Here is a 23,807-nt window from a genome sequence, read left to right as displayed (position 1 = left end):
GAAATGATGGGTACCATGCGGCTTTCGCAATACTGTTCAAGGACAAGGGTGTTCTCCAAGATCGGGGCGACTCCGGGTCTTGGTTGGTTGATTGAGTCAGTTCCCTCGTTAGGATCTTCCTTCCAGACCTGTTTGCGACCTCCCCTATGACAGCGGCTTGTTTCGAGCCTTCTTCACGGATTCTTTTCGGCAGAATATCTTCCTCTTCAGTTGGCATAGAGAGGGGCGGCTCTTCCGGCGTGGGGGTAAGTGGGTGCCGCCCAGACGTTGAATCAGGGAGGAAAACCCTGGGCCGAGCCGACAGAGGGCACTCAGGGTATTGCTTGGGGCTGGTGGAAAGGCATAACCCAAAGCCTTTGGTTCGAAGGCACGAGCCGTGTTCCGATCCGCCGCCACAAGAGCCCAAGATGGATCGTGATTGACAATCAATTAAACTCGCCTTATACTTTTAGAGGAGTCAAACTTTATTGGGTTGGTCTAAACCAAAGACGGATCACGGGGGGAATGCGTATCCTCGCCGGGAGAGACCTTATCGGCTACCCCCCTTGCCGGTTGAAAAACCTGAGAGTGGAGGTGCACCGGTCGAGAAGTCTGACCCATGTGACGCGATTTTTGGATGGAAAGGCTGCGGATCGTATTGCGGTGTTGTTCCTGAGGCCCAACTCGTAGAGTTGGTCCGAGTGGTTCGGACAAATACAGACAAAATGGAGCAAGGTGAGTCATGCCAGTTTCCAGTCAACCGCGAATAATAGTTTTCACAGGCTCCTCGTGTCCCTGGTGCAATAGGGTAAAGGCGTACCTGAAGGAGAAACGCTTCAGGTTTCGAGAGGTGAATGTTGAGAGGGATCGGGATGGGGCCAGGGAGTTGCAGCGCAGAGGTATTACGGGTGTGCCGGTTGTCTTGATCGGAAGCCATACCATAGTCGGCTTTGACAAGGCAAGGATCGATAAACTACTGGGAATCAAAAGCTAGGAATGAAGATTGCTCAAAAGGGAGATTAAGGCCTTTTGAGGGTCGGGTCTCAGTTGAACCCGAAGAGGTTGAAGAGAGCAGAACCAAGAACGGGATAATCATCCCTGACACGGTGAAGAAAAAACCGAGAAGAGGCAAGGTTGTCGAGGCTGGAATCAGATGAATAACCTGGAAAAGGCCTTAAGTAAATTCCTAAACGATAGTAAGCTTACAGGTCTCTTGGCACAAGTTCTAGCCTGTGCGTGTGAAAAAGGCAGAGTCTCCTATCATGACGTAGAGAGGATAGCTAATGATAGTCTTGAGGATGTTTTACTCCTGGGCAGCGAATGGAGGCTGCTTCTCCCAGTGAAGACACTCAAGAGCGGTGCATGGGAGGACCGGCTACTCCCAGCTGCGCCGGGTGACTTGTATGAAGTGCCTAACATCATAAAATATCTGCTTGAAGATGCCGGCAAGACAGGTTCCTGGAACTCTCAATATGCCATAATTGAAGTCTTCAGGGAGATGGGCGAGCCAGCGTGGGAGCGGATGCCAAGACTGGTCGAAGGGTTGTGGGACCAGGCTAGAGATTACCGGATTACGGTATTTCAGATAGAGAAGATATGCTGTGAGCTGGGTCTGGGAGACAGGGTTGATACTCTGATAGCCGAGCTCAAGGGAAGTGGGGTGATGAGTCCCAAACTGGGCTCATTGGCCGAAGTCTCCCGGACAGGGATGCCTATCTATGAAGTAAACCCATCGCTATTCGTAAAAGAGGGGGAGAGGCAATAGGCGGAAGATGCTGGTTGAGGTGAGATGATGAAGACGCCATCAGGCTGAGCACGAATCTAGGAAGGAGCGCTCCGGGTGGAGAGAAAAAGGACAAACAATCAGAAGGAGGGGAAGGAGGAAGCGAAGATGCAGATCAAACCTTTTGAGGATCGGGTCTTGGTTGAGCCACAAGAGCTTGAAGAGAGCAGAACCAAGGGCGGGATAATAATCCCTGACACGGCGAAGGAAAAACCAAGAACAGGGAAAGTTGTTGAGGTTGGAACCGACGAGGGGCTTGCCGAGAATATAGAGGTGGGAGATAGAATAGTCTTTGCCAAATTCACGGGTGACGAGATTGAATTTGAGGGCAAAAAGTATCTGATAGTTTCCAGAAGCGACATACTCGCCGTAATTAAATAGGCCACTCCGGAAGCAGCAGGATCGACCCTGGCACAGGGCAACTTATCAGCCGATAGACGAGGGGCTTATTGAAAGGGATAAACGAGGAGGGAAGTATGAGCAAGGTGATTGAGATAACAGACCAAAACTTTGAGGAGGAGGTTCTGAACTCGGAACTCCCCACAGAGGTTGATTTCTGGGCCCCTTGGTGTGGCCCCTGTATGATTGTCTCACCGATATACGACAGGCTTTCGGAAGAGTATGACGGCAGATTCAAGTTTTGCAAGATCAATGTGGATGAAAACCAGCGTACGGCGGCGAAATATCAGATTATGAGTATACCCATGCAGATGTTTTTCAGTGACGGCGAGAAGGTCGACGAGATCCTCGGTGCGGTTCCTGAGCAGACAATCCGGACGATGATTGAAGATATTCTCAAATCGTTCCCAACTGATGAAGCGGGAAGACTCAAAGTGATTTTCACCTCATGGGTTGAGCATAACAAAAAGCATAGGGAGCAGTTTAGCAAATGGCTGGAGAAAACTGAGAAGCTGGGGGGCAACCCGCTCTATGATGGCGCGATGCAAGCAGTACGACAAATGGAGAACGCCGATGCGAGGTTGTCCGAAGTCTTGGTCCGGTTACAAGAAGAGGGATAAACAAGGTAAGTATCGGCCTTTTGCCTTATTGGAATGGATATGCGGAGGTCGAAGAGTCGCTTCTTGAGTTCCTCCTCCATGACTTTCATACCGTAAAGGGATCCAGAGACTCTGCCTTTGACCAGGTGTAGGTCGAAGAAACGAGAGACGTCGGCAAGCCCGGTGAGTTGCTTGAATTTCAATCCTTTACGATGTGAAGCAGTTTGAGTAGAAGCCTTAGGAAGTTGTGGTTTTTCTCCGCACAAAAACTCCGAACCCGATAAGCAAAGGAAATATTGAGATGAGATAGAGGATGTCGGCCCTCTCCTTTTTCAACGCGATAATGTTTCTTGTGCTCTTTTCCAGTGGCTGCCCCTCCTTGTTTTCCAATCGGAATGTGTATTTTCCCTTTCCAGAAGGGGGGGGGAAGACTATCTTGTGCGCCTCAAAGGTGGGCGTCGTGTCTGGGAAATCCTGGGCTTCATAATCCAAGATCCTGTACCCCAGCTCCGGCCCCGGAATGTTCCTGACGAGATAGGGCTTTCTCTCCTCCTTTGCCACCACGCGGCTTCCGGCGAGCAGTGCCAGCCGGACCTCCTGGATGGGGGATATGTGGACCCAGATCCACCGGTCAGGATTGCCCTTGTTCTGGGGATCCTGGAGCTTCCTGTAGAAGAGTTCGTTGTATTCATCCTCGTGAAAGGGACGGACGTAAAGGGTGTTCTCCCCTGCTGCGTAGAGAGTCTCAGCGGGATCGTTGGAATTCTCCGGTTTTGTCCACTTGTTTGCCCGGATGATTTCATAGCCGACCCCGCCGGCTCTCCTCCGGGTGAAGACCACGAGCCTCTTTTCACTGTCCTCGATGATCGTGCCGTCTCGTGCTCTCATACGTATCTTGTAGAGGCCTTCCGGAAGGTTGAGGACGAAGTCGCGGCGCAGAGAGGTGACATCGAACTCCGGTCTCTGCGGAGGGGTGGGTTTCCGGGGCATCTCGGCCCTTATCTCATCAGGGTCGAGCTTCTCTCCGGCCTTCTTTCTCCTTTCGAGATCTTTCACATAGGCAAGGATTCTCTTCCTGTACTCCTGGTTGGCTCTCTGAAATTTGTCCATCCTCGTGTAGTAATCGGTCAGGGGTTTTTCGTATTTCTTGAAAGTCGCATAGGCATCCCTGCCCACGTGCATCTCGGCAATCCCCTTCATGAAGCCCTCTGGATAGAAGAGCATGTAGTCCTGCTTCTGGTGTGATTGGATCACCCGCCCCTCTCTCAAGATCTCAAGGCTTCCCTCTATCTCCTCGTTCAGCTTCTTGAACGCGGCCACATATTTGCCGGTGATCGGCCAAAAGTAGACCAGTGTGGCCCGGGGCGAGAGTGCATTGTTCTTGCTGGCCATCATGTAAATCGTCTCTTCACTGCGGGGAACGAAGGCCTGGGTGTATCCTCTCCCGTCGAAAAGGCTCATGCGGTAGACCAGTTCTTCATGGAACTCGGGGACATCGGCCCGAGCAGGCAGCGGCATGAGTCCGAGAAGAAGAAGCAGCAAGAGCGACGGAGGGAGTCTTCTCATCCGCGAACCCCCTTCCTCTCCAACGCCAATACGGCAGCTACCATGAAAGCAGCCGAATAGGCGAGTGAATGGAGAAGATTCAACCCATACAGGCGGGCGCTCTCCACGTGGATCGACTCCATGCCCCTTTTGAGATAGGAGAAGGGGGAGATCCATTCCGTACCCTTGAAGAGTACACCCAGTGCGGCCCTCAGATACTGCTGCGATGGAGAAAGAGCCGCTTGGTCGAGCCTGGTAAGCATGGTATGAGAAACCTGGATGGCGACAAACACCGAAAGGAGGGCCACAAGCCAGACAATAGAGGTTCTTGTCTTTGAAGTCAGGGAGGATATGAAGAGGCTGAAGCTGATAACGCACGACATAGAGAATATGGATAGGAAGACGGCCTTCACGAGATTCCAGGACAAGGCCAGATTGGTCAGCATGGATACGGCGATAAAATAGAGAACCAGGAGGCAGATAACGAGGAGATAGATGACGAGGTCGGCCAGAAACTTGGCTGCCATATATGACAGGGAGTCGACGTTCCCATAGAAGAGAACCTCCAGGGTTCCCTGGTCCCTCTCGCGGGAGATAGAAACGACCGAGATTACCGCCAGATAGAAGGATATGACCACCAGGGAAATGAGAAGAGGGAAATTCAAGGGGTCCGAAGAGATGAGGATGTCCTTCTCCTTGATCGCCTCAACGTAGTTCTTGAGAAGGAAGGAGGAGGCCAGGAAGGAGACAAAGATCGCCACGTAAGTTCCCCAGCCCCTGAGATTGGAGAGCAGATCCCTTCGAGTCAAGGCGTAGACCGTCTGGAGAGCCGATGAGAATCTACCGCTCATTCTGCGACACCTGCCTGACCAGTTCGACCCGGTCGGTCGTATAGCGAAAATCGCCCTGAGGTGTATGGAGAACAACCTCGAGGACCCCGCTCTTTTCTCGTTCGGGATTGACCGTTATGCGATCCCAGGGAATGATTCCCTTGTTCTTGGCAAGGGGATCGTGGGGCTCCCAGAAGAGATCGATGGGGCCCTGGAAGAGCTTTCTGCCCCTGCTGCATTCTCCTTCCTCCCCCTTTCTGACATAGAGAGTCCCCTCCAGTGTGAAGGGAAGGGCCGGAGGGTTCATGATAGCCATTCGCTTGCTGTCGGTCAACCTTATCTCTATCTCGAGCCCCTTGTCGGTAGCCTCCGTGAAGACGATGATCCCCTGGAGATCCGGTATCTCCCGGCCTCTCATGGCTATGTCGATCACGTTCTTCCCCCTTTTGATCTTTACGGGTTTTACGAAATCGTAGTAGTTGGGGGCGGTCGCCCTGAGAGTGTAGGAACCCTTTTTGATCCCCGTAAGCCGGTAAGAGGTGCTGGCGAACTTGGTCGTGGATTTTCCTCCCACACGAATCGTCACGTGCCAGACCGCGTCCTTGCTCAGGGTGTCGATGATCCTTCCCTCGATCCAGGAGGGTCTCTGGTTGAACAGGAAGAGAAACACACCAACAGAGGCGAGTCCCGCAGCCGGAAGGACGATTCGATATATGGCAGAGGTTTTCGATTTCATCAAACAGGCCTTCAGGGCTCATCTGGAGAGGAAGCCAGGAGGGAGACGTTCCTTTGTGTAATCGTCATAAAGGCCTCTTCAAGGGAGATCTCCTTGGTGCGGATGCCGAGGACCACTCCTCCTCTGCTGGCGATGGCCTGGGAGATGTCCCCCCGGTAATCCCTGTCGGAGTCGATTTTCAAAACGAGGCTCTTCCCCTCGTGCTTGATCTCCCTTACAAAGTCGAATGCCGACAGGGCCTCCACTATCTCCCTTCCCACCGATGAGAGTTCAACCTCGAGCTCTACGGAATCGCTGAGTCTTCTCTTGAGATTCTCCATGCTTTCCTCGGCGAGGAGTTTCCCCCTGTTGATGATGCCCACTTTTTGACAGAGTTTTTCGACTTCGGAGAGAAGGTGGGAAGAGATGAAGACGGTCTTCCCTCGCCTGTTCATTCCGGCGATCAAGTCCCGGATCTGCTTCACGCCTCCCGGGTCGAGACCGGATATGGGTTCATCGAGAATCAGCAGGTCCGGGTCGTGGAGGAAGGCCCTGGCAAAACCTATCTTCTGCTGCATGCCCCGGGAAAAAGCCCCAAGCCTCCTGTTCTTCGCCCCCGCGAGATCGAGTTCCTCGAGGAGTCGGTCGATTCTTCTGGCCCGGTCAGGGACCTGGTAGAGATAGCCGAAAAAATCGAGATACTCTCCCGCCGTCATCTCCTTGTAAAGGTACTGTTTTTCCGAAACGACCCCCACCCTTGTCTTGATCCTCAGATTGGCCCGGGTGAGTTCTTGGCCCAGCAGAAAGACTCGGCCGCTGCTGGGCTTGACTATGTTCAGGAGCATCAAGATCGTGGTGGTCTTGCCGGCTCCGTTGGGCCCCAAGAACCCATAAATCTCCCCCTGTTCTACCCTCAGATTGAGGCCGTCCACCGCCTTGAAACCGTTGTATTTTTTTGTCAGGTTTTCCACTCTGATCACGGGTCTTCCGCTCACAAACACGAGAGTGTACGAATAGTAGTCGATAAGGAAATCTCTGTCAAGATTGGGTCCCGCGGCGATTTCCGGGGATTAAGATGGCTCGCAGGCCTTTCTTTGTCCGGGGGGAGGCGGGGGAAGGTGGTCTGCGGGTTTTCAGGGGAAGACCGAGGCCGTAGGCTGTGAAAGGGGGAGTTCTCTCGAGGAGAGGGGTGAGAACTCTCTCCGTCCAAGGATTACGGCCCCATTTTGGAGCGTAGAGCCCTTGACTTTTCGGTTGTCTTGTGGTCTAAGAGATATCATGAAAGAAATTTCGCACCTCCCAGGCAGTTTCTCCGACCGGGTCGAAAGGAGCTATCTCACCCTGCGGCGATCGGAAAAGAAGATTGCGGACCACTTGAAAAGGAGTCCCCCTCAGAGGCTCGATCTCTCGATCACGGATTTTGCGAGACTCCTCGATGTAAGCGAGGCCACGGTCAGCCGCTTCTGCCGAACCTTGGGATACCGCGGATTCCAGGATCTGAAACTCTCTCTGGCTGCGGATCTCGCTGCGGTAGAAGGGTTTCAGAACATCCCCGTGGATATCTTGGAAACCGATTCGCCCGCCGTGGTGGGCAAGAAGCTCTCGGATACCCTTTCCAGTGCCATCGTCGAGACCCAGAGAAGCCTCGAAATGGACAAGGTGGATGCCGCGGTGGAAGAGATCGTCCGGGCCAGGAGGGTCGAGTTCTATGGAGTGGGAGGGGCTTTTGCCGTGGCGAGCGAGGCAAACCATCTCTTTCTCAAGGCCGGCATCAACTGCACCGCGTTCCGCGACGGCTACATGCAGACCGTGACAGCATCCATGCTGGAAGGGAACTGTGTGGCCATCGGGATCTCCCATACCGGGCTGAGCATGGACGTTGTCAATGCCATGAAGATAGCCTCGGACAACGGGGCCGTGACGATCGGCATTACCAGCAACAGGGAGTCGCCCCTGGCCCGGGTTTCGAGGATCCCTCTTTTTACGCCGCCAAGACAGAGAGATATCCCTCTTTACGGTGACTTCATGGAGGCCCGGGTGAGCCAGCTTTACATCATCGACCTCCTGTATCTAGGGATCATCTTCAGGAAAGGAGAGGTCTCCAAGAAAAGCCTCAAGAAAAGTGCTCATGCCCTGGAGACCTACTACAACCCCATACGATGAGGACGGCGTCTTTTCGGACGGTTCCGCTGGAGCAAGGCAAAGTGGGGAAGAAGGGTAGACATGGAAAAAGAGCTGAATCCAGGAAAGCGTGGAGACGTGGAGCTTGTCGCTGATGACCTCGATGAGGCGCTTCTGTTGGAAATGTTCCGGAAGGCCTATACGATCCGCCGTTTCGAGCAGAGGTGTGTCGAGCTCTATCGTGAGGGTTTCATAAGGGGTTATTTCCACCCGTATCTCGGGGAAGAAGGCGTTGCGGTCGGGTCCATCGCCGCCATCGGCCGCGACGATTACATCGTCAGTACCCACCGCGGCCACGGGCACTGCATCTGCAAGGGGGGGGATCTGAAGCTGATGATGGCCGAAATCATGGGGAGAGAGACCGGATACTGCAACGGTCGTGGAGGTTCGATGCATATCGCGAACCTGGATGACCACAATCTGGGGGCAAACGGCATCGTCGGCGGGGGTATTCCCATTGCCACAGGCGCGGCCCTGGGAATAAAGATCAAGAAGGGGGGAGAGGTCGTTCTCGGTTTTTTCAGCGATGGAGCGGCGAACAACGGCGTTTTCGGGGAGTCGCTGAATCTCGCGGCGATCTTCGATCTTCCCGTGGTTTTCGTCCTGGAGAACAACCACTACGCCGTCTCCACCCCTGTGGAGTATTCCAGCAGGGTGACCGATCTGGCACGGAGGGCCGACGGTTACGGGATGCCCGGGGTGACTGTAGACGGAAACGATGCCGTCGCGGTCTATCTGGAAACCAAGAAGGCGGTCTCTAGGGCCCGCCGGGGGAAGGGCCCCACCCTGATAGAGGCAAAGACCTATCGCCACGGCGGACATCACGTCAACGATCCCGGCCTCTACATGGACCAGGCCGCCATGGCACGGTGGAAATCAAGGGACCCAGTAGATCTGCTCAGGAAGAGACTCAACGACGATGCAAAGATCAGAGAGATCGAGGAGGAGGTTGAATCGGAACTAGCAGAGGCCGTCGAATTTGCCAAGAAGAGCCCTGCTCCGTCTGTGGAGGAATTTCTGGCGAGCATCGAGGACTACTGAACCTCGGGAAGTAAGGTACTTGTTAACCCCTCTTTCAGGAGTCGTAATATGGCTGAGATGATGTACAGGGAGGCGCTTAACATGGCCCTCCGCGAAGAAATGCAAAGGGACCCTCTGGTTTTCGTTATTGGGGAAGGGATCGGTCAAAGGGGGGGATCCTACAAAGTAACGGACCGGTTGTACGAGGAATTCGGTGCCCACCGGGTGATCGACATGCCCATTTCCGAGGCCTCCTTTACGGGTGCTGCCGTGGGGGCGGCCATTGTGGGCGCCCGGCCCGTGGTGGAGATCCTGTTCATCGACTTTTCCATGCTTGCCATGGATCAGATCGTAAACCAGGCGGCCAAGTACAACTTCATGTCCGGAGGAAAGGGCCATGTCCCCATGGTGCTGAGAACCCAGGGCGGGGCCGGAAACGGTCTGGCCGCCCAGCATTCTCAGAGCCTCGAGGCCTTTTTCTATCATATTCCCGGCCTGAAAGTCGTGATGCCCTCCGTACCTTACGATGCGAAGGGACTTCTGAAATCATCGATCCGCGAGGACAGCCCGGTGGTCTTCATCGAACACAAGTTGCTCTACATGACAAAGGGGGAAGTCCCGGAAGAGGAATATTTACTCCCCCTTGGAAAAGCCGATGTGAAGAGATCCGGTAACGACATAACGGTGGTGACATACTCCTACATGACCCTGAAATGCCTTGAGGCGGCGGAGGTACTGGAGAAGGAGGGAATCGGTGTCGAGGTTGTCGATCTGCGAACCCTCACCCCCCTGGACAAGGAGACGATTCTCGAGTCGGTCAGGAAAACCGGCAGGGCCCTCGTCGTTCATGAGGCCTGCAAGAGGGGAGGTGTGGGAGGTGATATTGCGGCCATGATAATGGAGGAGGCTTACGACGATCTGGACGGACCGGTTCAGCGGGTGGCAGGAAAGAACACGCCTATTCCGTACAATATCGATTTGGAAAAGGTCTGCGTTCCCACGGTCGAGGAGATTGCGGAGGCGATTATCAGAATGGTATGAGAGGGCGGTGCCCTGTGAGTCTGCTCGCCGTCGAGTAACGGGATTTCCGACAGAGGAGACTCAGGGAGGAAGGACGAGGGAGGATTACGATAGATCATGGCAACAAGAATCATCATGCCCCAGGGGGGGCAGGATATCACCGAGGGGACCGTCGTGAGCTGGCTCAAGAAAGAGGGGGACGCGGTCAGAAAAGACGAGGTGGTCTGTGAAGTGGAAACCGAGAAGGCCGTCTTCGAGGTACCCGCTCCTGCCGATGGGGTACTGCTCAAGATCGTTGCAGGGGAGGGAGAGAGGGTTCCTATCTTTTCGGTGATCGGGATCATCGGGGAGCAGGGCGAGGAGATCGATCTCGGAGAGTTTATCGGGGGAGAAAGACAGGACGAGGAGAGACTCGACATAGCCGAGATTCGAAGGCGGGTGGGAAAGGAGGCCCCGGCGGGGACGGGCCGAGTCAGGGCTTCCGGAAGGGCGAAGAGGATAGCCGCGGAGAAAGGGATCGACCTTTCGAATGTGGAGGGAACAGGGCCTTCGGGCAGGATTACGGAGAAGGACGTCCTGGATTATGCAGAGCGGTCCGGAGCCGTCTCCGGGACCGGGGAACCCGGCCCACCGACTCGCGAGGCACGACCCGGCAGGGTCGTACCCATGTCCAAGATGCGGCGGGTCATCGCCCGCCGCATGCAGGAGAGCAAGCAGATAATCCCCCATTTCTACGTGACCGTCTCCGTCGACATGACGGACGCCCTCGGTCTGCGCGATCACCTGAACCAACGGTCTGAGGGAAAGGAGAAGATCTCGCTCAATGACATGATCACGAAGGCGGCTGCTCTCGCCCTGGATGAGTTCTACCAGGTCAACTGTACGCTCCAGGATGGGAACATCATCTATCTCAAAGATATCAATATCGGGATCGCCGTTGCCCTGGACGAGGGGCTGGTGGTGCCGGTGCTTTCCGGGGTCGATCGGCTCTCCCTGGAGGAGGTCGCCAGGAAGACGAGGGAGATGGTGGATCTGTCCAAGTCCGGGAAGCAGGCGAGCCTGGCTCGGGGCGGTTTCACCATCACAAACATGGGGATGTTCGGCGTGAAGAACTTCGTCGCCATCATAAATCCCCCTGAAAGCGCCATTCTCGCCGTGGGTTCCGTGGAGAAAAGGATCGTTGTCGGCGCCGACGGGGCCCTGCGCGTCCGGGACATGGTGGAGATGACCCTGTCGGTTGATCACCGCCTGCTGGACGGTGTCATCGCTGCCAGGTTTTTGAACAAGATCAAATACCATCTGCAGAACCCAAAGAGTCTTCTCTTGTAAGAGCTAAGTCAGGCGGGGGTATGGGCCGTGGAGAAGCGAAGATGACCAAGAGGCTTATCATCATCGGTGGCGGGCCGGGCGGATATGTCTGTGCCGTCAGGGCTGCCCAGCTCGGCGCACAGGTTAGCGTGGTCGAAAAGGGAGAGCTTGGTGGGACCTGTCTGAACAGGGGATGTGTTCCCACAAAAACCCTGCTTCACTCGGCCCGTGTCTACAAGGCGCTCGACAGCCTCAGGAGCTTGGGGATCTACTGCACGCCTGGGGAAGTCCGTTTCGACAAAATGGTGGAGAACAAGAACGCCGTTGTACGAAACAACGTCTCGGGCATAGGAAACCTTTTCAAGAAGAACCGGATCAAGACGATCAAGGGGAGAGGCCGCCTGCTCGACCCGGGGACCGTGGAGATCGAGGGGGAGGACGGCAAGCTGGCAAGGGAAACGGCCGATTCGGTGGTTATTGCCACCGGATCAGAGCCCCTCGTGCCGGGATTTATCAGGCTTGACCGGGACCGGGTCATAACTACCACGGAGGCCCTCAACCTCGACCACGTGCCGGGGAGCATCGCCATTATCGGCGGGTCTGTGTCCGGATGTGAATTCGCCTCTCTCTTCGGTCAATTGGGCTCGGAGGTCACTCTGGTCGAGATGCTCGACCGGCTTGTTCCCACAGAGGACTCCGAAATCTCACGGAGACTCGAGGGCTCCCTGAGGGTTCTCGGGGTCAAGGTCAAGACCAGGACCGCCATCAAGGCGGTGGAAAGGCGTTATCCGGACGGCTCGGTCCGGTTGATAACGGAAAAGGACGACCCCATCGAGGCCGACTACTGTCTTCTTGCCATGGGGCGGAGACTCAACACCGAAGGCATAGGCCTCGAAGAAGTGGGAGTTGCCTTCTCGCCCAAAGGGATTGTCACGGACCAGCGCATGGAGACGAGTGTGAAGGGAGTCTTCGCCGTCGGAGACGTGACGGGGAAGGTCCTGCTCGCCCACGTGGCGAGCCAGCAGGGTATCGTGGCGGCCGAGAACATCATGGAGAAGGACGCCGCCATGGGCTACTCGGCGGTCCCGGATTTCATTTACACAGAGCCGGAAATCGCGAGTGTGGGGATGACGGAGCAGGAGGCGGCAGACCGGGGCGTCGAGGTTCTGAAAGGCAAGGCGATTTTCAAGGCCAATGCCATGGCCCACGCCATGGGGAATACAACCGGATTTGTGAAATGCCTCGTGGCTCGAAAGACCGGCAAGATCCTCGGCATCCACATAATGGGCCCCCATGCGACGGACCTTCTGGCAGAGGGTGTTGCCATGGTGGGAACGGGGATGACAGTGGAAGAAGTGAAAGGCCTGATCCATCCCCACCCGACCCTCTCGGAGACGGTCAAGGAGGCGGTTCTGGCCTCGATCGGCCAGGCGATTCACGGCTGAACGGTTAGGAGGGCGGGTGTGCCGGGGATGGTCCTGGAGACTGTGAAGGTGAAAGAAGAAGTTCTCACCCGTGCGTATGAACTCGGACTTCTGTATGAGAAGAGCTATCACGGTTGCGCCCAATGCACTGTTGCGGCGATTCAAGACGCCTTGGAGATCAGGGACGATGACCTGTTCAGGGCGGCCAATGGACTGGCAGGCGGGCTCGGATCGAGTTCGAAAGGAACCTGCGGTTCCCTTGCCGGAGGCGTGATGATCATATCCTCTCTTTGTGGAAGATCGAGGGACCAGTTCGATGATCCGGGCCGTATCAGGGAAAGAGCGTATCGACTGGCTCGGAGGCTTCTCGAAAGGTTTGAAGCCGAATTTGGCAGCGGGATGTGCGGGGAGATTCAGAGGAGACTGATGGGCCGTTCCTTTGATCTGCTCGATCCTCAGGACAAAGAGATCTTCATGAAGGCCGGAGGCGAGCGGATCCACTGCCCGGACGTGGTGGGGAAGGGAGGCCGCTGGGCCGTCGAGATTATTCTGGATGAGGGGTTGGTCGGCGGGAAGTAAATCTCTCCTCGGTTGCGAACGGGTCGTCATGTCTGGGAGAAAGGGTTTGAGAAGAGCCGCGGTTCTGGGCGCCGGATATATGGGAAGTTCGATTACGTTTCCACTCGCAGAGAACGGAATAGCCGTAAACCTCTGGGGTACCTGGTTTGACGACGACATAATCGATTCCTGCCGTAAGGGGCACCACCCAAGACTGAAGAAGAGACTTCCTGAGGATGTAAATCTCTACGGTTCAGAAAACCTGGAGGCCGCACTAAGGGACGTGGATGCGGTCTGGATCGCCGTATCGAGTGGGGGGTTCCTTCCGGTGTTCAGCAGGGCGGTCGAGCTGATCAGCGGAGAGACCGTCTTCTTCGCCCTCACAAAGGGCCTTATCCCTGATAATGGAAGAGTGAAAAGGCAGAGCGAAATCGCCGAGGAACTCTTTGAAAAGGAGTTTCCGGGCAAGAGGTTCTTGTGGATCTCTATCGGCGGTCCTGTAAAAGCCGTGGAACTGTCGGACAGGATACCTTCGGCGAGTGTGTACGGGATAAGCGACCCTGAATTGAGGAGGATGGCCGGTCTGGTTTCAACGGATTGTTATCGAGTCTTTTGCACGACCGACGTTGTCGGGGTCGAACTGTCCGCCTCCTTCAAGAATGTCTATGCGATGGCAGTGGGCATGTGCGACGGCATCTATGGGGGTGACAGAAAGGGAGGGTATCACAATTTGAGTTCCCTCCTCTTTACCCAGGGTGTGAAGGAGATGTCGGTCATCGTCGCCAGAGCCGGTGGAAAGAATGACACGGCATTTGGTCTTGCCGGTGTGGGCGACCTCTATGTTACCGCCCGGTCCGGAAGAAACCGACGGTGCGGGGAGATGATCGGCAGGGGTATCGAACCCAGGGAAGCCTACGCTGCAATGCTCAAGGAGGGTGAAATCGCCGAGGGTTATCCTGCACTCGAACAGGGGGTGGAGTGGATAAGACGGCTCGATCCAGGCCTGATGAATCGACTGCCGCTGTTGGAATGCCTCCACCGGATCGTTTTCCAAGGGCAGGACCCGGCCGACTGCTTGAAGGGCCTCACCAAGATCCTTCCGTTGTTCTGACCGGCCCGTGTGAGCACGGCCGGCAAGACTCGTCTTTTTCCGGAGTTTACAGACTCTCCGATCGAGAACTCCGTCAGGTTGCCGACTCAACGACCGTTGCTCTCCCCCAGGAGAACAGCCGTGTCCGTTCCCTTCGACTGCGCCCAGGACCGCGCCCACTCGGCTTCGATGGGTACCTCCACGGCTTGCACGGTGTCCCTCTGGAACAAGAGGTTTCCCCGGAGTGGAGGGCCTTTGAGGGTTTCTCTATTGCCATGGGGGAAGGTGGTATTGTATCTATTGGATGGAGGTCTCTCTTTGACTCAATGGGACCGCCCGGGAGGGGCGACGTGACTCTGAAGAGGTTCCATTTCTACCTGGCCGTTATCGTCGCCGTAGCAGGCCTGGCAGCCTTAGGGGTGTTTCGCCACGGTTCCGGGCGGGAGGGGTGCATTGCCGGAACCGTAACGGACGCTCTGGGGGGCGGGCCTGTTTACAAGGCGAGGATCGTGGTGGACGGGCGGTCCACCATCCGTTACAGGGACAAGAACTTCCGGATAACTCGGCTGAAGCCGGGGTCCTATGAATTGAAGGTGACTGCTCCGGGATACGCACTGGCGCAGATTGGGGTCGTCGTCGGACGGGGAACCACCCGTGTGGAAGTACCGATGCGGGGTGAGAGGATTCCGGGACTCGACCACATCCTTGTTTTCGCGGATTCGGTGAAAAATCGCGGGATCGAACTCGAGATCCGATTCGTCAGCAAGGATGGTACCGGAATAAGGCATTATCCCCGGCTTCCGGTGACCATGGATGCCAGGCTCTGCGTCCGGCTCGGTGATGAGAGGAGTTACGCCCGGGGAAGGTTGATCTACTCGGGGCCGGTGGACCTCTACTGGGACCAGAAGGCCGTGCTGGCGAGAAACCGGGGTATAATCCCGAAGGAGAAGCTCAACCTGGATCCTGCAGTCGAAGGGACGTATGGGGTGCTCGATGTGGTTCTTCACACCCCCCAGGGTGATTTTCGAGATACCAGGGCCGATGTCCTTCTCGAGTGGTGACAGGAGCGGGTGGGGGTCCCACCTCTTCGGCAATGTCGCTCGGGGACAAGGGTGTTTTTCAAAGAGTCGGGAAGCTCAGGTAGCGAGTTCCTCGACGGGGTGGGGCAGGCGTGATTAGAACGTCCAATCTGGGCAAAAGATACGGTGACTTCTGGGCGGTCCGGGATCTGAACCTCAACGTGAAGGCCGGCGAGATATACGGTTTTCTGGGTCCGAACGGCGCGGGGAAGACGAGTACCATCCTGATGGTGCTCGGCATTATCCGGCCCACCACGGGGAAACTCACCCTTTTCGAGGAGGGAGATGCCTCGAGGCTGGACATACGCCGCAGGATAGGGGTGGTCTCGGAGAGCCAGTTTTTCTACCCGGAGATGACCATGGGGGAGTATCTCGATTTTTTCGGGGAACTCTACCGGGTGGAGGGGCGGAAGCAGAGGATAATGCAACTGGCAGAGCGGGTAGATCTCGCTCATGTACTCGACCGGCGGCTGGGAACGTTTTCCAGGGGGATGCAGCAGAAGGTGGGATTCCTTCGGGCCCTTCTCCACGAGCCGGAACTGCTCATCCTCGACGAGCCGGTTTCGGGGCTCGACCCCATGGGGATCCGCCAGGTGAGAGATCTCATCGAGGAGGAGAACAGGAGGGGGAAAACGGTCTTCATCTCCTCCCATCTCCTCTCAGAGATAGAGAAGCTCTGCCACCGGGTCGGGATCATGAACAACGGGAGGCTTCTGGCAGAAGACAGGATGGGCCGTCTCGTGAGAAGGCTCACGCAAGAGATCGAGCTCGAGCTGGAACTGGCCGGCAAAGGGGCGGCGGAAGGGGTCGATGCCGTCAAGGACCTTGATTTCGTCCGTTTCGCCTCGGGGGAGGGCGGCTTCCTCAAGGTGAAGATAGCCACGGACCGGGACTATCGGCTGGATCTTGTCCAGGTCTTGATCTCTCGGGGACTGGTTCCGGTGGGAATCCAGATGCGGGGGATGAGCCTCGAGGATGCATTCATTACCATCACAAAGGAGAATATCCCCCTTCTTGCAGCGGGAAACGGGTGAATGAACGCTTCGAGATTGGGTACGGTTTGGGTGCTGGCCAAGCGGGAGATCCGTTCGAGCCTTTACGGTTACGGTATTTACCTGGCTGTGCTGATCTCCCAGGTTATCGCCTCTTTCGTTCTCATCAACTACCTGAGGGCGGTCACGCGGGACGGCATGCTCATCACTGCAAGTCCCCTGGCCTACCCCCTGTTCATCGCCACGGCTGTCTGTGCGATCTATCTCGCTCTTGCCGCGGTGACCTCGATTTCCCGTGAGAAGGACATGCAGACCCTGGAGGTTCTATTCTACGGGCCCGTGGACTACGTGGTTTACATCCTTGCCAAGTATATCAAGGGGCTGCTTAGCTATGGTTTCATAGTCCTTTTTTTCGCGGTCTATTTCGCGGCCGTCTCCATGGTATGCAACCTCGGAATCTCGGCAAAGTTCTGGGGGGTCATTCTTCTCTCCCTCTTTCTTTCTTCCTGTGTAATCACCTTCGGCATCTTCGTTTCAACCCTGAGCCGAAGCGTGCGGACCTCTGTAGTCCTGTTCCTGGGGATTGTGGGAGCGCTCGTCGCCGTTCAGGTGATTCATGGGACGCTCACCCAGGTGGAGGAGGCGGGCCTGTCACTGCCGGTGGTCTATCTCAGAAACACCTTGGGTATCATCAACAGCGCAGTAAAGTGGGTATCACCCTTCTACTACCTGAACGAGGGGATGGAAGCCGTCTCCATCGGCAGTTTCACAAAGTACGCCCTTAGCGGGGGTGCCTCGCTCGTCTACTCGGCGGCTGCCCTCTTGCTTTCCACCTTGGTGCTCAAGAGGAAGGGAGTCAGGAAGAGTGGGGGGATGTAGCGGCCTGCAGGTTGGATAGGACTACCGCCTGATCGGGGGAGCGGCTTTTGTCGCACCTACCTCGCTTTTGGAAAAGGCGGGCTCGATCCCTCTGGCCGGAGGGTGAAAGTCTCGAGCCCGGCGAGGGAGGAGTTGTTGCCCGGGAGGAACCGTGCACTGGGTGAAAAGATTCCTCATCTGCCTGGTTTTCTTGCTTCTCGTCATGGGTTCAGGCCGGACCGAGGCACCGCTCATGGAGGAGCAGATGGTCTACAGGTTGGGGCTGTTCGACGGGAAGGGGTATGCCCGCTCTTTCTGCCCCCGGACAGAGCCCTGCATTTACATCATCGCCGGCACCGACAACCTCTTGCTTCCCACCATGACACTTGTCTACTACTGGCCGCTGACGCGCCGGTATAGGGCGGGCTTCAAGACCCTGAGCGAGCCCGTGGAGGGGATCCTCGAGATTATCCGGAAGGGGAAGGTGGTGCAGAGGCTCAACCCCCAAACCTATACGTTCTACTATGAGAAAGGGTGGTACGCGGGGACATCGGAGATCCTAGTCGGGCAGGAGGCTGAAAGGAGGTATGCTCTCTACCAGGAGGCGGTGAGGAAGTACACCGCCGAGCTCAAGATATACTACGACAGAAAGAGGGCCTATCGGAAGCAGATGGAGGAGTTCTATGCCATGGCCCGCAAGCGGAGCAGGTCCCGGTCGAGTGCCAAGCCCGGTGCGGGGTTCTCTCCTCCCGAGGAACCGGTCTTTCCCGAGGCGCCTCGATTCTTTGTTCAACAGCCCGGCCTGGGGTATATCGTCCGCCTCCCGGTGGGGAGGTACGGCATCAGGTTGCGTGCAGAGGACGGGACCCTGGTTGAGGGGGGGGAGAAGTGTCTGATCAGTTTTACTCACCGCCGCACGGGGAGGGTGGGGTACGAGGTGATCTCTGCAAAGCGTTGGACCATGCCCGAGACGTCGAGCGACCCTTCGGAGATAATCTACCTCGCGGGGCGGGAGACCCTCTACTTCCGGCCTTACATCCAGACGGAGTACAACCATCTCTGCTACTCGAAGCTCCTCGACCCCCAGAACGAGGGGTACCCGGACCTCTGGCGCTGGGTCAACATCAGCCAGATCGAGAGGGGAACCCTCGAGCTTATCAGAGAAGGGCGGATCGTCGACCGCATTCAGGAGAAGCCGTACCGTGTCGAGCAGATTCCAGGCCCCGAGTTGGGTTACAGGATCGTCGAGTTCAACAAGGAGAAGCTCCCGGACCGGGCCCCGAGTCTGGTTGGATACAGGGTCGATTTTGACCCTCCACGGGGAGTAGTCCGGATACGGCTCGTCGATCCGGAAGGAAAACCGATCCCGGGAAGCGTTCGGACGGTTAGAACTCTGGAGGCGGCGGGTCAGCGCGATCTCTACCTTATTGCGGTGTTCCTACCCCTCGTCGTGGGGATTTCCATGCTCCTCTGGCGCAGGTGGAAGTCCAGGTAGCCGCCACTGAGAAATGCCGGCTCTTCTGTCCGAACGGGCTTTCCGACCCGTTCCAGGCCTCCCGCCCGTTCGACTCCCTGAACTCGGCTCACACAGCAGGAGTTCGCTCTCCGGACGGCCCTGAGTGGTCCTCCGGAGAAGAGATCTGAACAAAATTTCAGCTCTTTTCGATCCGGGGTCTTCGGCTTTAATCTATGATAGTTGTGTAGCCGGGCCTTTGCAAAAAAATTCTTGACAGAACGAAGGAGCTGTGCTAATCAGAGTTCGGGATGTTCTGCGTAAGCCAAAGCGAACAAATGAACGCAACACGATCCAGGGAAACCACGTCGCCTGAGAAAGGGGGTGATGCCGGCCAGGAGAACGAGCCGAGTGAGTTGTGTTGTGCATCTTTCTGAGAGGCCGTAAGGAAAACCAGATCAGTCAAAGGAGGAGGATGATGAGAAAAACACTGCTCATAGGTTGTCTGGTGATTGCTGGATTGTTTCTCTGGGGCCCAATGGGCTTTGCAGTGGAGAAATTCATGCAGGGCCCTGAGGTGGCAAACGTCGACTGGACCTCTCACAAAGGGGAGACACTGACCATCGGGTTGAACAAGCACCCCTTTACCGAGTCACTCCGTCCATTGCTTCCTGAGTTCGAGGCGTTGACCGGGATCCGAGTGGCCTACATTATCCTGCCTGAACAGGAGTACTTCGAGAAGCTCCTCATCGACCTTTCCAGTGGGGCCGGGGTATTCGATGTCTACATGACCTCGCCCATGTTTGAATGGCGGTATCAGTACGCCGGCTGGATAGAGGACCTCTGGCCCTACTTCAACAACTCCGAACTCACCGACAAGGAATGGTACAACCGGGATGACTTCATCGCCACGGTCATGAATGCCAACAACTGGGATGGCACCATCGGCGGTGGAATGGGAAAGGGACAGTGGAACGCCATTCCTGTCATGGTCGAGTATTACGTTCAGGCTTACCGTGAGGACTTGAGAAAGAAGTGGGGCCTGACCGTTCCTAAGGACTACCCCGAGTGGTACGATGTGGTGGTGAAGGCCAACGAGGCCGGCGGTCCGGACTTCTTCGGTATCGTGGAAAGGGGTATCAGGAGCTGGTCGACGGTTCATTCCGGGTACTTCACCGGATTCAATTCCTGGGGGCAGAAGGATCTCACGAAAGATCTCCACGCCGCCATCAACACCAAACCGGCCAAAGAGTTTACAGAGATCTGGGTGAAGGCGCTGCAGGATGCCGGCCCTCCGGGATGGCCCACATATACGTGGTATGATGCGAAGCAGAGCTTTGCGGCGGGCAGGTTTTACATGTACAACGACTGTGATTTCTTTGCCGCGAGCTACGAGGATCCGGAGAAGTCGAAGATTGCCGGCAAGGTCGGCTATGCACTTCCACCGGCCGGCCCGGATGGAAGGATAGTCTCCAACATGTGGACCTGGTCGTTGGCCATGAGCAGCCTGTCCAGGCACAAAGAGGCGGCCTGGTTGTTCCTGGAATGGGCGACCTCCAGAAAGACGATGATCGACAGTACGGTGAAGTACAACAATTTCAACCCCACACGGAGATCCATCTGGAATGACCCGGCGGTTGTTGAGAAGATCCATCCCTGGGGAGCGTATCCAGGGGAGTATAAGAAGAATGTCGATCTGCTCTACGACAAGTACGGCGACATCCGGTGGACCCCCAACCCCGATGTGACCACTGTCGGCGATATCTGGTGTGACGCCCTCCACGAGTCCTATGCCCGGCAGAAGAGCGTCAGCAAAGCACTGGATGACTCGGCAAAGCGGATCAACAGGGTGATGAGGAAGTGGCGCATGTCGCTTGGAATCAAGGATTAGCTAGGGACGGGCTATCTCCGCCATGGGGGCGGAGATAGCCCAAACACAGCCGACTGCGGGTGTTGCCATGAGAGAAGAAGCCGGTAGCAAGAGAGCGAGTGGAGCGATTTCCGAAGTTACCGCAGCCCACCGGACAGGGGGGGTGGCGGGCTGGTTCAAGCGGACAAAGAGGAGGATCATAACCCCCCGGACGATCCCTTATTTTTTGTATCTGCCGTGCTTTGTCATTACCGTCGGTATTCTGTATCCCTTTTTTCGTTCCGTTTATTTCAGCTTTACCGATTACAACCTCACCTACCGAACGGCCTTTTTCATAGGGTTTGAGAATTACATCGAAATGCTGACCTCAGCGGATTTCTGGAACTCCGTGAGGGCCACGCTCACCTATGCGGGTTGGGCCACCGGCGTGGAACTCGTGCTGGGTTTTGCCATGGCTCTGCTCCTGCTCAAGCCCATCCGTGGCCGGACGATCTACCGGGCGATCATCCTGTTGCCCTTCATGATACCTCCCGTCATCGAGGCCATCATGATGCGGCTCATGCTGGCCCCGGTCATCGGGGTGGTGAACTACCTCGGGTCTTTTGTCGGTATGCCCCGGCTGGGATGGTTCGGAGAGGCGAGCACGGCCATGCTCTCGGTGGTTCTCATCGATGTCCACAATTTCACCCCCTTTGCCGCCATCATTCTTCTGGCGGGCTTGCAGTCGCTCCCTGCCCGGCCCTTTGAGGCGGCACGAGTCGACGGGGCTTCCACCTGGTTTATTTTCAGGAAGCTGACCATCCCCCTGCTGAAGCCGGTCATCTACGTGGTGGTGCTCTTCAGGTTGATCGAGTCTCTGATCATGTTTGACATGATCTACGCCGGAACCAAGGGAGGACCGGCAAAGGCCACCATGACCCTCCACCTCAACGCTTACTACTATGCGATGCGATGGACGATGATGGGTGAGGCCTTTGTCCAGCTTGTCATCCTTTGGGGCATCGTCTTTGTCTGTTCTTTCATCATCGTGCGGGCCTGGAGAAGAGCTCTGGGAACGAGGCTGATCTAGATATATCACCGGCTTGCGAGGTTTTTCGAGGAGTGAGAAGATGGTAAAGAAGGGTTTGCGGATCGTTGCTATCGTGCTGGTACTGCTATGGACCTGTTTCCCGATATACTGGATGGTCCTCATGTCCTTTAAGACTCCCACCGACGTGACCCACTACCCGCCCAAGTTCATTTTCAAGCCGACCCTGGCGAACTGGGAAAACGTGCTTCTCGGAAGAAAGTGGACTGGTACCCATTACGAGACGGTTCAGATGGAGGTCCTCCGGTACTTCAAGAACAGTCTCATCATCGCCACGGGAGCAACGGCCCTGGCCCTCGCATTGGGTATGCCTGCTGCTTACTCCCTGGCGAGGTACAAGTTCTTCCGCAAAGAGGATTTTGCTTTTACCCTCTTGAGTTTCAAGTTCGCCCCGGCATTGCTGGTCGTGTTCGGCCTCTACTCCATCTACCAGACCCTGAAACTCTACGATACATACATAGGGTTGATCCTCATCCACCAGCTCATCCTCCTTCCCTTTGTCGTCTGGATGATGAGGAGCTATTTCGCCGCCATACCCGTTGAGGTGGAACAGGCGGCACGGGTGGACGGGTTCTCGTGGTGGGGGGTCTTTACCAGGGTCACCCTGCCTCTTGTCAAGCCCGCAATCGCCGCAACCAGTGTCGTGGCCTTCATTTATTCCTGGAACGAGTTTCTGTACGGTTACGTCCTGGCCGGTGAGGTCAGCAGGCCGGTGACCCCCTCGCTGCTCGGGTTCATCTCCTACGAGAGGGTGCTCTGGGGACAGATGGCTGCAGCCGCCACCCTGGCCATGGTTCCGAGCGTGCTTCTCTCGCTCTTCATCCAGCGTTACGTGGTGGCGGGTCTGAGTTTTGGCGCGGTGAGAGGATAGCGGACAAGGAACGAGGTGAAGATGGCTGATCTGGAACTGCAGGGAGTGGAGAAGAAATACGACAAGGTTAGTGCCGTAGAGCGGTTGGATTTACGGCTCGAAGATGGAGAACTGGTGGTCCTGCTCGGCCGTCCCGGTGCCGGCAAGACCACGACTCTCAAGGTCGTGGCCGGGATAGAGCCGGTCACTTCCGGCCGGGTGTTTATCGGAGGAGAAGACGTCACCCTCTTGCCCCCCGAAGAGAGGGACGTGGCCATGGTATTCGAGACCTATGCCCTCTATCCCCACCTGAGCGTTTTGGACAACATAACCCTTTCGTTCAGGGCGCCGGCGCGGGCTGTCAGGGTGGCTCAGGAGGAGATCGAGAGACGCGTCAAGGAGATCACCGACATGCTGGAGATCTCCGGTTTCTTGGATAGACGCCCCAAGGAGCTGAGCGGAGGCCAGCGGCAGCGAGTCTCCCTGGCTAGAGCACTGGTGAGAAAGCCTCGAGTCCTTCTCATGGATGAACCGATCGCCCATCTGGATGCCAGGCTGAGGCACGGACTGCGGCCGGATCTGAGGAATTTTCTCAAAGAGCGGGGGTTGACGACCCTCCATGCCACCACCGACTACATGGAGGCCTTCGGCATGGCGGATCGGGTGGTTATCCTCAGCGAGGGGTCGGTGCTGCAAATCGGAACCAGGCAGGAGATATTCAGCAGGCCGGCAAACGAGAAGGTGGGCGAACTGATCGGTATCCCGCCGATGAACCTTATCAAGAGGGCCGTGCCCGTGGTCGAGGACGGCAGGATGAGTCTCGACGCCGATGGGTTCAGGGTGAAGATAGGGCGGCAGCAGCAGGCGAAAATAGAGGAGGAGGGCTTGTCCTCCGTGAGGATCGGGATCTATCCGAGTGAGATAGAGCTTCTGGAGGCCGGGGATCCCCGCGAGCCGACGGTGACCGGCGAGGTATACGTCTACGAGCCTCTCGGAACAAAGGGGTCTCTATCAGTAAAGGTTGGAAGCGAGATCCTCAAGGTGCAGACCGGTGCGAGAATCGACAAGAGAACGACCGGTGAAGAGGTGAGGCTCTTTATCGATGAGAAGAGAATCCACGTCTTCGATGCCCGAGACGGCAAGAATATCATGGAGAGTTGAGAGGGA

At 56.4% G+C, this 23,807-nt stretch carries 24 protein-coding genes; 20 read left to right on the top strand and 4 right to left on the bottom strand.

The window, feature by feature from the left end; genetic code table 11:
• Positions 1 to 721 precede the first annotated feature (721 nt).
• The 5 genes from JRJ26_07065 (at position 722) to trxA (ending at position 2,781) form a co-directional block, all read left to right on the top strand.
• The gene (locus JRJ26_07065) at positions 722 to 973 is read left to right on the top strand and encodes a glutaredoxin family protein (GenBank protein ID MBW2057241.1); all 252 of its coding nucleotides are present in this window, start codon (positions 722 to 724) and stop codon (positions 971 to 973) included.
• Positions 948 to 1,136: a hypothetical protein gene (locus JRJ26_07060; protein MBW2057240.1), complete on the top strand. Its 189-nt coding sequence runs from the start codon at positions 948 to 950 to the stop codon at positions 1,134 to 1,136. Before JRJ26_07065 ends, JRJ26_07060 begins: the two co-directional genes overlap by 26 nt.
• On the top strand, positions 1,133 to 1,744 hold the full coding sequence (locus JRJ26_07055) for a hypothetical protein (protein MBW2057239.1): 612 nt from the start codon (positions 1,133 to 1,135) through the stop codon (positions 1,742 to 1,744). The genes JRJ26_07060 and JRJ26_07055 overlap by 4 nt, the downstream gene beginning before the upstream one ends.
• 126 nt (positions 1,745 to 1,870) lie before the next feature.
• Entirely contained in the window at positions 1,871 to 2,143 is a 273-nt protein-coding gene (locus JRJ26_07050; GenBank protein MBW2057238.1) for a co-chaperone GroES, read from the top strand.
• A 95-nt stretch (positions 2,144 to 2,238) separates the two neighbouring features.
• Positions 2,239 to 2,781 (top strand): thioredoxin, encoded by a 543-nt coding sequence (gene trxA / locus JRJ26_07045; protein MBW2057237.1) that lies wholly within the window; start codon positions 2,239 to 2,241, stop codon positions 2,779 to 2,781.
• A 216-nt stretch (positions 2,782 to 2,997) separates the two neighbouring features.
• Here trxA and JRJ26_07040 read toward each other — a convergent pair whose 3' ends face one another.
• Genes JRJ26_07040 through JRJ26_07025 form a run of 4 tightly spaced genes read right to left on the bottom strand, consistent with a single transcriptional unit; the run spans position 2,998 to position 6,830 of the window.
• Positions 2,998 to 4,326 carry a hypothetical protein gene (locus tag JRJ26_07040; GenBank protein MBW2057236.1) on the bottom strand — a complete coding sequence of 443 codons (1,329 nt, stop codon included), beginning with the start codon at positions 4,324 to 4,326 and terminating at the stop codon, positions 2,998 to 3,000.
• A complete protein-coding gene (locus JRJ26_07035) occupies positions 4,323 to 5,156 on the bottom strand; it encodes an ABC transporter permease subunit (protein ID MBW2057235.1) in 834 nt (277 codons plus the stop codon). The genes JRJ26_07040 and JRJ26_07035 overlap by 4 nt, the downstream gene beginning before the upstream one ends.
• Complete coding sequence (locus JRJ26_07030) at positions 5,146 to 5,871, bottom strand: carboxypeptidase regulatory-like domain-containing protein (protein ID MBW2057234.1); 726 nt, start codon at positions 5,869 to 5,871, stop codon at positions 5,146 to 5,148. The genes JRJ26_07035 and JRJ26_07030 overlap by 11 nt, the downstream gene beginning before the upstream one ends.
• 11 nt (positions 5,872 to 5,882) lie before the next feature.
• A complete protein-coding gene (locus JRJ26_07025; GenBank protein ID MBW2057233.1) occupies positions 5,883 to 6,830 on the bottom strand; it encodes an ABC transporter ATP-binding protein in 948 nt (315 codons plus the stop codon).
• A gap of 298 nt (positions 6,831 to 7,128) precedes the next feature.
• Between JRJ26_07025 and JRJ26_07020 the strand changes: the two genes are divergently transcribed.
• The 15 genes from JRJ26_07020 to JRJ26_06950 all read left to right on the top strand — a co-directional run bounded on the left by JRJ26_07020 (position 7,129) and on the right by JRJ26_06950 (position 23,801).
• A complete protein-coding gene (locus JRJ26_07020) occupies positions 7,129 to 8,013 on the top strand; it encodes a MurR/RpiR family transcriptional regulator (protein ID MBW2057232.1) in 885 nt (294 codons plus the stop codon).
• 60 nt (positions 8,014 to 8,073) lie between these two features.
• Positions 8,074 to 9,072, top strand: a complete 999-nt coding sequence (locus tag JRJ26_07015; GenBank protein MBW2057231.1) for a thiamine pyrophosphate-dependent dehydrogenase E1 component subunit alpha — start codon at positions 8,074 to 8,076, stop codon at positions 9,070 to 9,072.
• A 48-nt stretch (positions 9,073 to 9,120) separates the two neighbouring features.
• Positions 9,121 to 10,092: an alpha-ketoacid dehydrogenase subunit beta gene (locus tag JRJ26_07010; GenBank protein MBW2057230.1), complete on the top strand. Its 972-nt coding sequence runs from the start codon at positions 9,121 to 9,123 to the stop codon at positions 10,090 to 10,092.
• Positions 10,093 to 10,188: 96 nt separating this feature from the next.
• Entirely contained in the window at positions 10,189 to 11,400 is a 1,212-nt protein-coding gene (locus JRJ26_07005) for a 2-oxo acid dehydrogenase subunit E2 (GenBank protein ID MBW2057229.1), read from the top strand.
• A 41-nt stretch (positions 11,401 to 11,441) separates the two neighbouring features.
• Positions 11,442 to 12,824, top strand: a complete 1,383-nt coding sequence (gene lpdA, locus JRJ26_07000) for a dihydrolipoyl dehydrogenase (protein ID MBW2057228.1) — start codon at positions 11,442 to 11,444, stop codon at positions 12,822 to 12,824.
• Positions 12,825 to 12,842: 18 nt separating this feature from the next.
• A complete protein-coding gene (locus tag JRJ26_06995) occupies positions 12,843 to 13,382 on the top strand; it encodes a C_GCAxxG_C_C family protein (GenBank protein ID MBW2057227.1) in 540 nt (179 codons plus the stop codon).
• A gap of 46 nt (positions 13,383 to 13,428) precedes the next feature.
• The gene (locus JRJ26_06990; protein ID MBW2057226.1) at positions 13,429 to 14,472 is read left to right on the top strand and encodes a hypothetical protein; all 1,044 of its coding nucleotides are present in this window, start codon (positions 13,429 to 13,431) and stop codon (positions 14,470 to 14,472) included.
• 329 nt (positions 14,473 to 14,801) lie between these two features.
• Positions 14,802 to 15,512: a carboxypeptidase regulatory-like domain-containing protein gene (locus JRJ26_06985; protein ID MBW2057225.1), complete on the top strand. Its 711-nt coding sequence runs from the start codon at positions 14,802 to 14,804 to the stop codon at positions 15,510 to 15,512.
• 110 nt (positions 15,513 to 15,622) lie between these two features.
• Complete coding sequence (locus JRJ26_06980; protein MBW2057224.1) at positions 15,623 to 16,564, top strand: ABC transporter ATP-binding protein; 942 nt, start codon at positions 15,623 to 15,625, stop codon at positions 16,562 to 16,564.
• Positions 16,565 to 17,401 (top strand): ABC transporter permease subunit, encoded by an 837-nt coding sequence (locus JRJ26_06975; protein ID MBW2057223.1) that lies wholly within the window; start codon positions 16,565 to 16,567, stop codon positions 17,399 to 17,401.
• Between the two features lie 151 nt (positions 17,402 to 17,552).
• Positions 17,553 to 18,875, top strand: coding sequence for a hypothetical protein (locus tag JRJ26_06970; GenBank protein MBW2057222.1), 1,323 nt, complete (start codon positions 17,553 to 17,555; stop codon positions 18,873 to 18,875).
• Positions 18,876 to 19,308: 433 nt separating this feature from the next.
• Positions 19,309 to 20,724: an extracellular solute-binding protein gene (locus JRJ26_06965; GenBank protein MBW2057221.1), complete on the top strand. Its 1,416-nt coding sequence runs from the start codon at positions 19,309 to 19,311 to the stop codon at positions 20,722 to 20,724.
• A 67-nt stretch (positions 20,725 to 20,791) separates the two neighbouring features.
• Positions 20,792 to 21,772: a sugar ABC transporter permease gene (locus JRJ26_06960; protein MBW2057220.1), complete on the top strand. Its 981-nt coding sequence runs from the start codon at positions 20,792 to 20,794 to the stop codon at positions 21,770 to 21,772.
• 40 nt (positions 21,773 to 21,812) lie between these two features.
• A complete protein-coding gene (locus JRJ26_06955; GenBank protein MBW2057219.1) occupies positions 21,813 to 22,661 on the top strand; it encodes a carbohydrate ABC transporter permease in 849 nt (282 codons plus the stop codon).
• Between the two features lie 21 nt (positions 22,662 to 22,682).
• The gene (locus JRJ26_06950) at positions 22,683 to 23,801 is read left to right on the top strand and encodes an ABC transporter ATP-binding protein (protein ID MBW2057218.1); all 1,119 of its coding nucleotides are present in this window, start codon (positions 22,683 to 22,685) and stop codon (positions 23,799 to 23,801) included.
• Positions 23,802 to 23,807 lie beyond the last annotated feature (6 nt).

The organism is Deltaproteobacteria bacterium, from assembly GCA_019308905.1.
Lineage (GTDB): Bacteria > Desulfobacterota > BSN033 > WVXP01 > WVXP01 > JAFDHF01.
The sequence above is the reverse complement of the archived record's forward strand: the minus strand, read 5'-3'. Positions and strand labels throughout refer to the sequence as shown.

Bases quoted from the DNA above. Each gene is read 5' to 3' on its own strand.
- JRJ26_07065 (MBW2057241.1), top strand. From the start codon at position 722: ATGCCAGTTTCCAGTCAACCGCGAATAATAGTTTTCACAGGCTCCTCG.
- JRJ26_07055 (MBW2057239.1), top strand. From the start codon at position 1,133: ATGAATAACCTGGAAAAGGCCTTAAGTAAATTCCTAAACGATAGTAAG.
- JRJ26_07050 (MBW2057238.1), top strand. From the start codon at position 1,871: ATGCAGATCAAACCTTTTGAGGATCGGGTCTTGGTTGAGCCACAAGAG.
- trxA (MBW2057237.1), top strand. From the start codon at position 2,239: ATGAGCAAGGTGATTGAGATAACAGACCAAAACTTTGAGGAGGAGGTT.
- JRJ26_07040 (MBW2057236.1), bottom strand. From the start codon at position 4,326: ATGAGAAGACTCCCTCCGTCGCTCTTGCTGCTTCTTCTTCTCGGACTC.
- JRJ26_07035 (MBW2057235.1), bottom strand. From the start codon at position 5,156: ATGAGCGGTAGATTCTCATCGGCTCTCCAGACGGTCTACGCCTTGACT.
- JRJ26_07030 (MBW2057234.1), bottom strand. From the start codon at position 5,871: ATGAAATCGAAAACCTCTGCCATATATCGAATCGTCCTTCCGGCTGCG.
- JRJ26_07020 (MBW2057232.1), top strand. From the start codon at position 7,129: ATGAAAGAAATTTCGCACCTCCCAGGCAGTTTCTCCGACCGGGTCGAA.
- JRJ26_07015 (MBW2057231.1), top strand. From the start codon at position 8,074: ATGGAAAAAGAGCTGAATCCAGGAAAGCGTGGAGACGTGGAGCTTGTC.
- JRJ26_07010 (MBW2057230.1), top strand. From the start codon at position 9,121: ATGGCTGAGATGATGTACAGGGAGGCGCTTAACATGGCCCTCCGCGAA.
- JRJ26_07005 (MBW2057229.1), top strand. From the start codon at position 10,189: ATGGCAACAAGAATCATCATGCCCCAGGGGGGGCAGGATATCACCGAG.
- lpdA (MBW2057228.1), top strand. From the start codon at position 11,442: ATGACCAAGAGGCTTATCATCATCGGTGGCGGGCCGGGCGGATATGTC.
- JRJ26_06975 (MBW2057223.1), top strand. From the start codon at position 16,565: ATGAACGCTTCGAGATTGGGTACGGTTTGGGTGCTGGCCAAGCGGGAG.
- JRJ26_06965 (MBW2057221.1), top strand. From the start codon at position 19,309: ATGATGAGAAAAACACTGCTCATAGGTTGTCTGGTGATTGCTGGATTG.
- JRJ26_06960 (MBW2057220.1), top strand. From the start codon at position 20,792: ATGAGAGAAGAAGCCGGTAGCAAGAGAGCGAGTGGAGCGATTTCCGAA.
- JRJ26_06955 (MBW2057219.1), top strand. From the start codon at position 21,813: ATGGTAAAGAAGGGTTTGCGGATCGTTGCTATCGTGCTGGTACTGCTA.
- JRJ26_06950 (MBW2057218.1), top strand. From the start codon at position 22,683: ATGGCTGATCTGGAACTGCAGGGAGTGGAGAAGAAATACGACAAGGTT.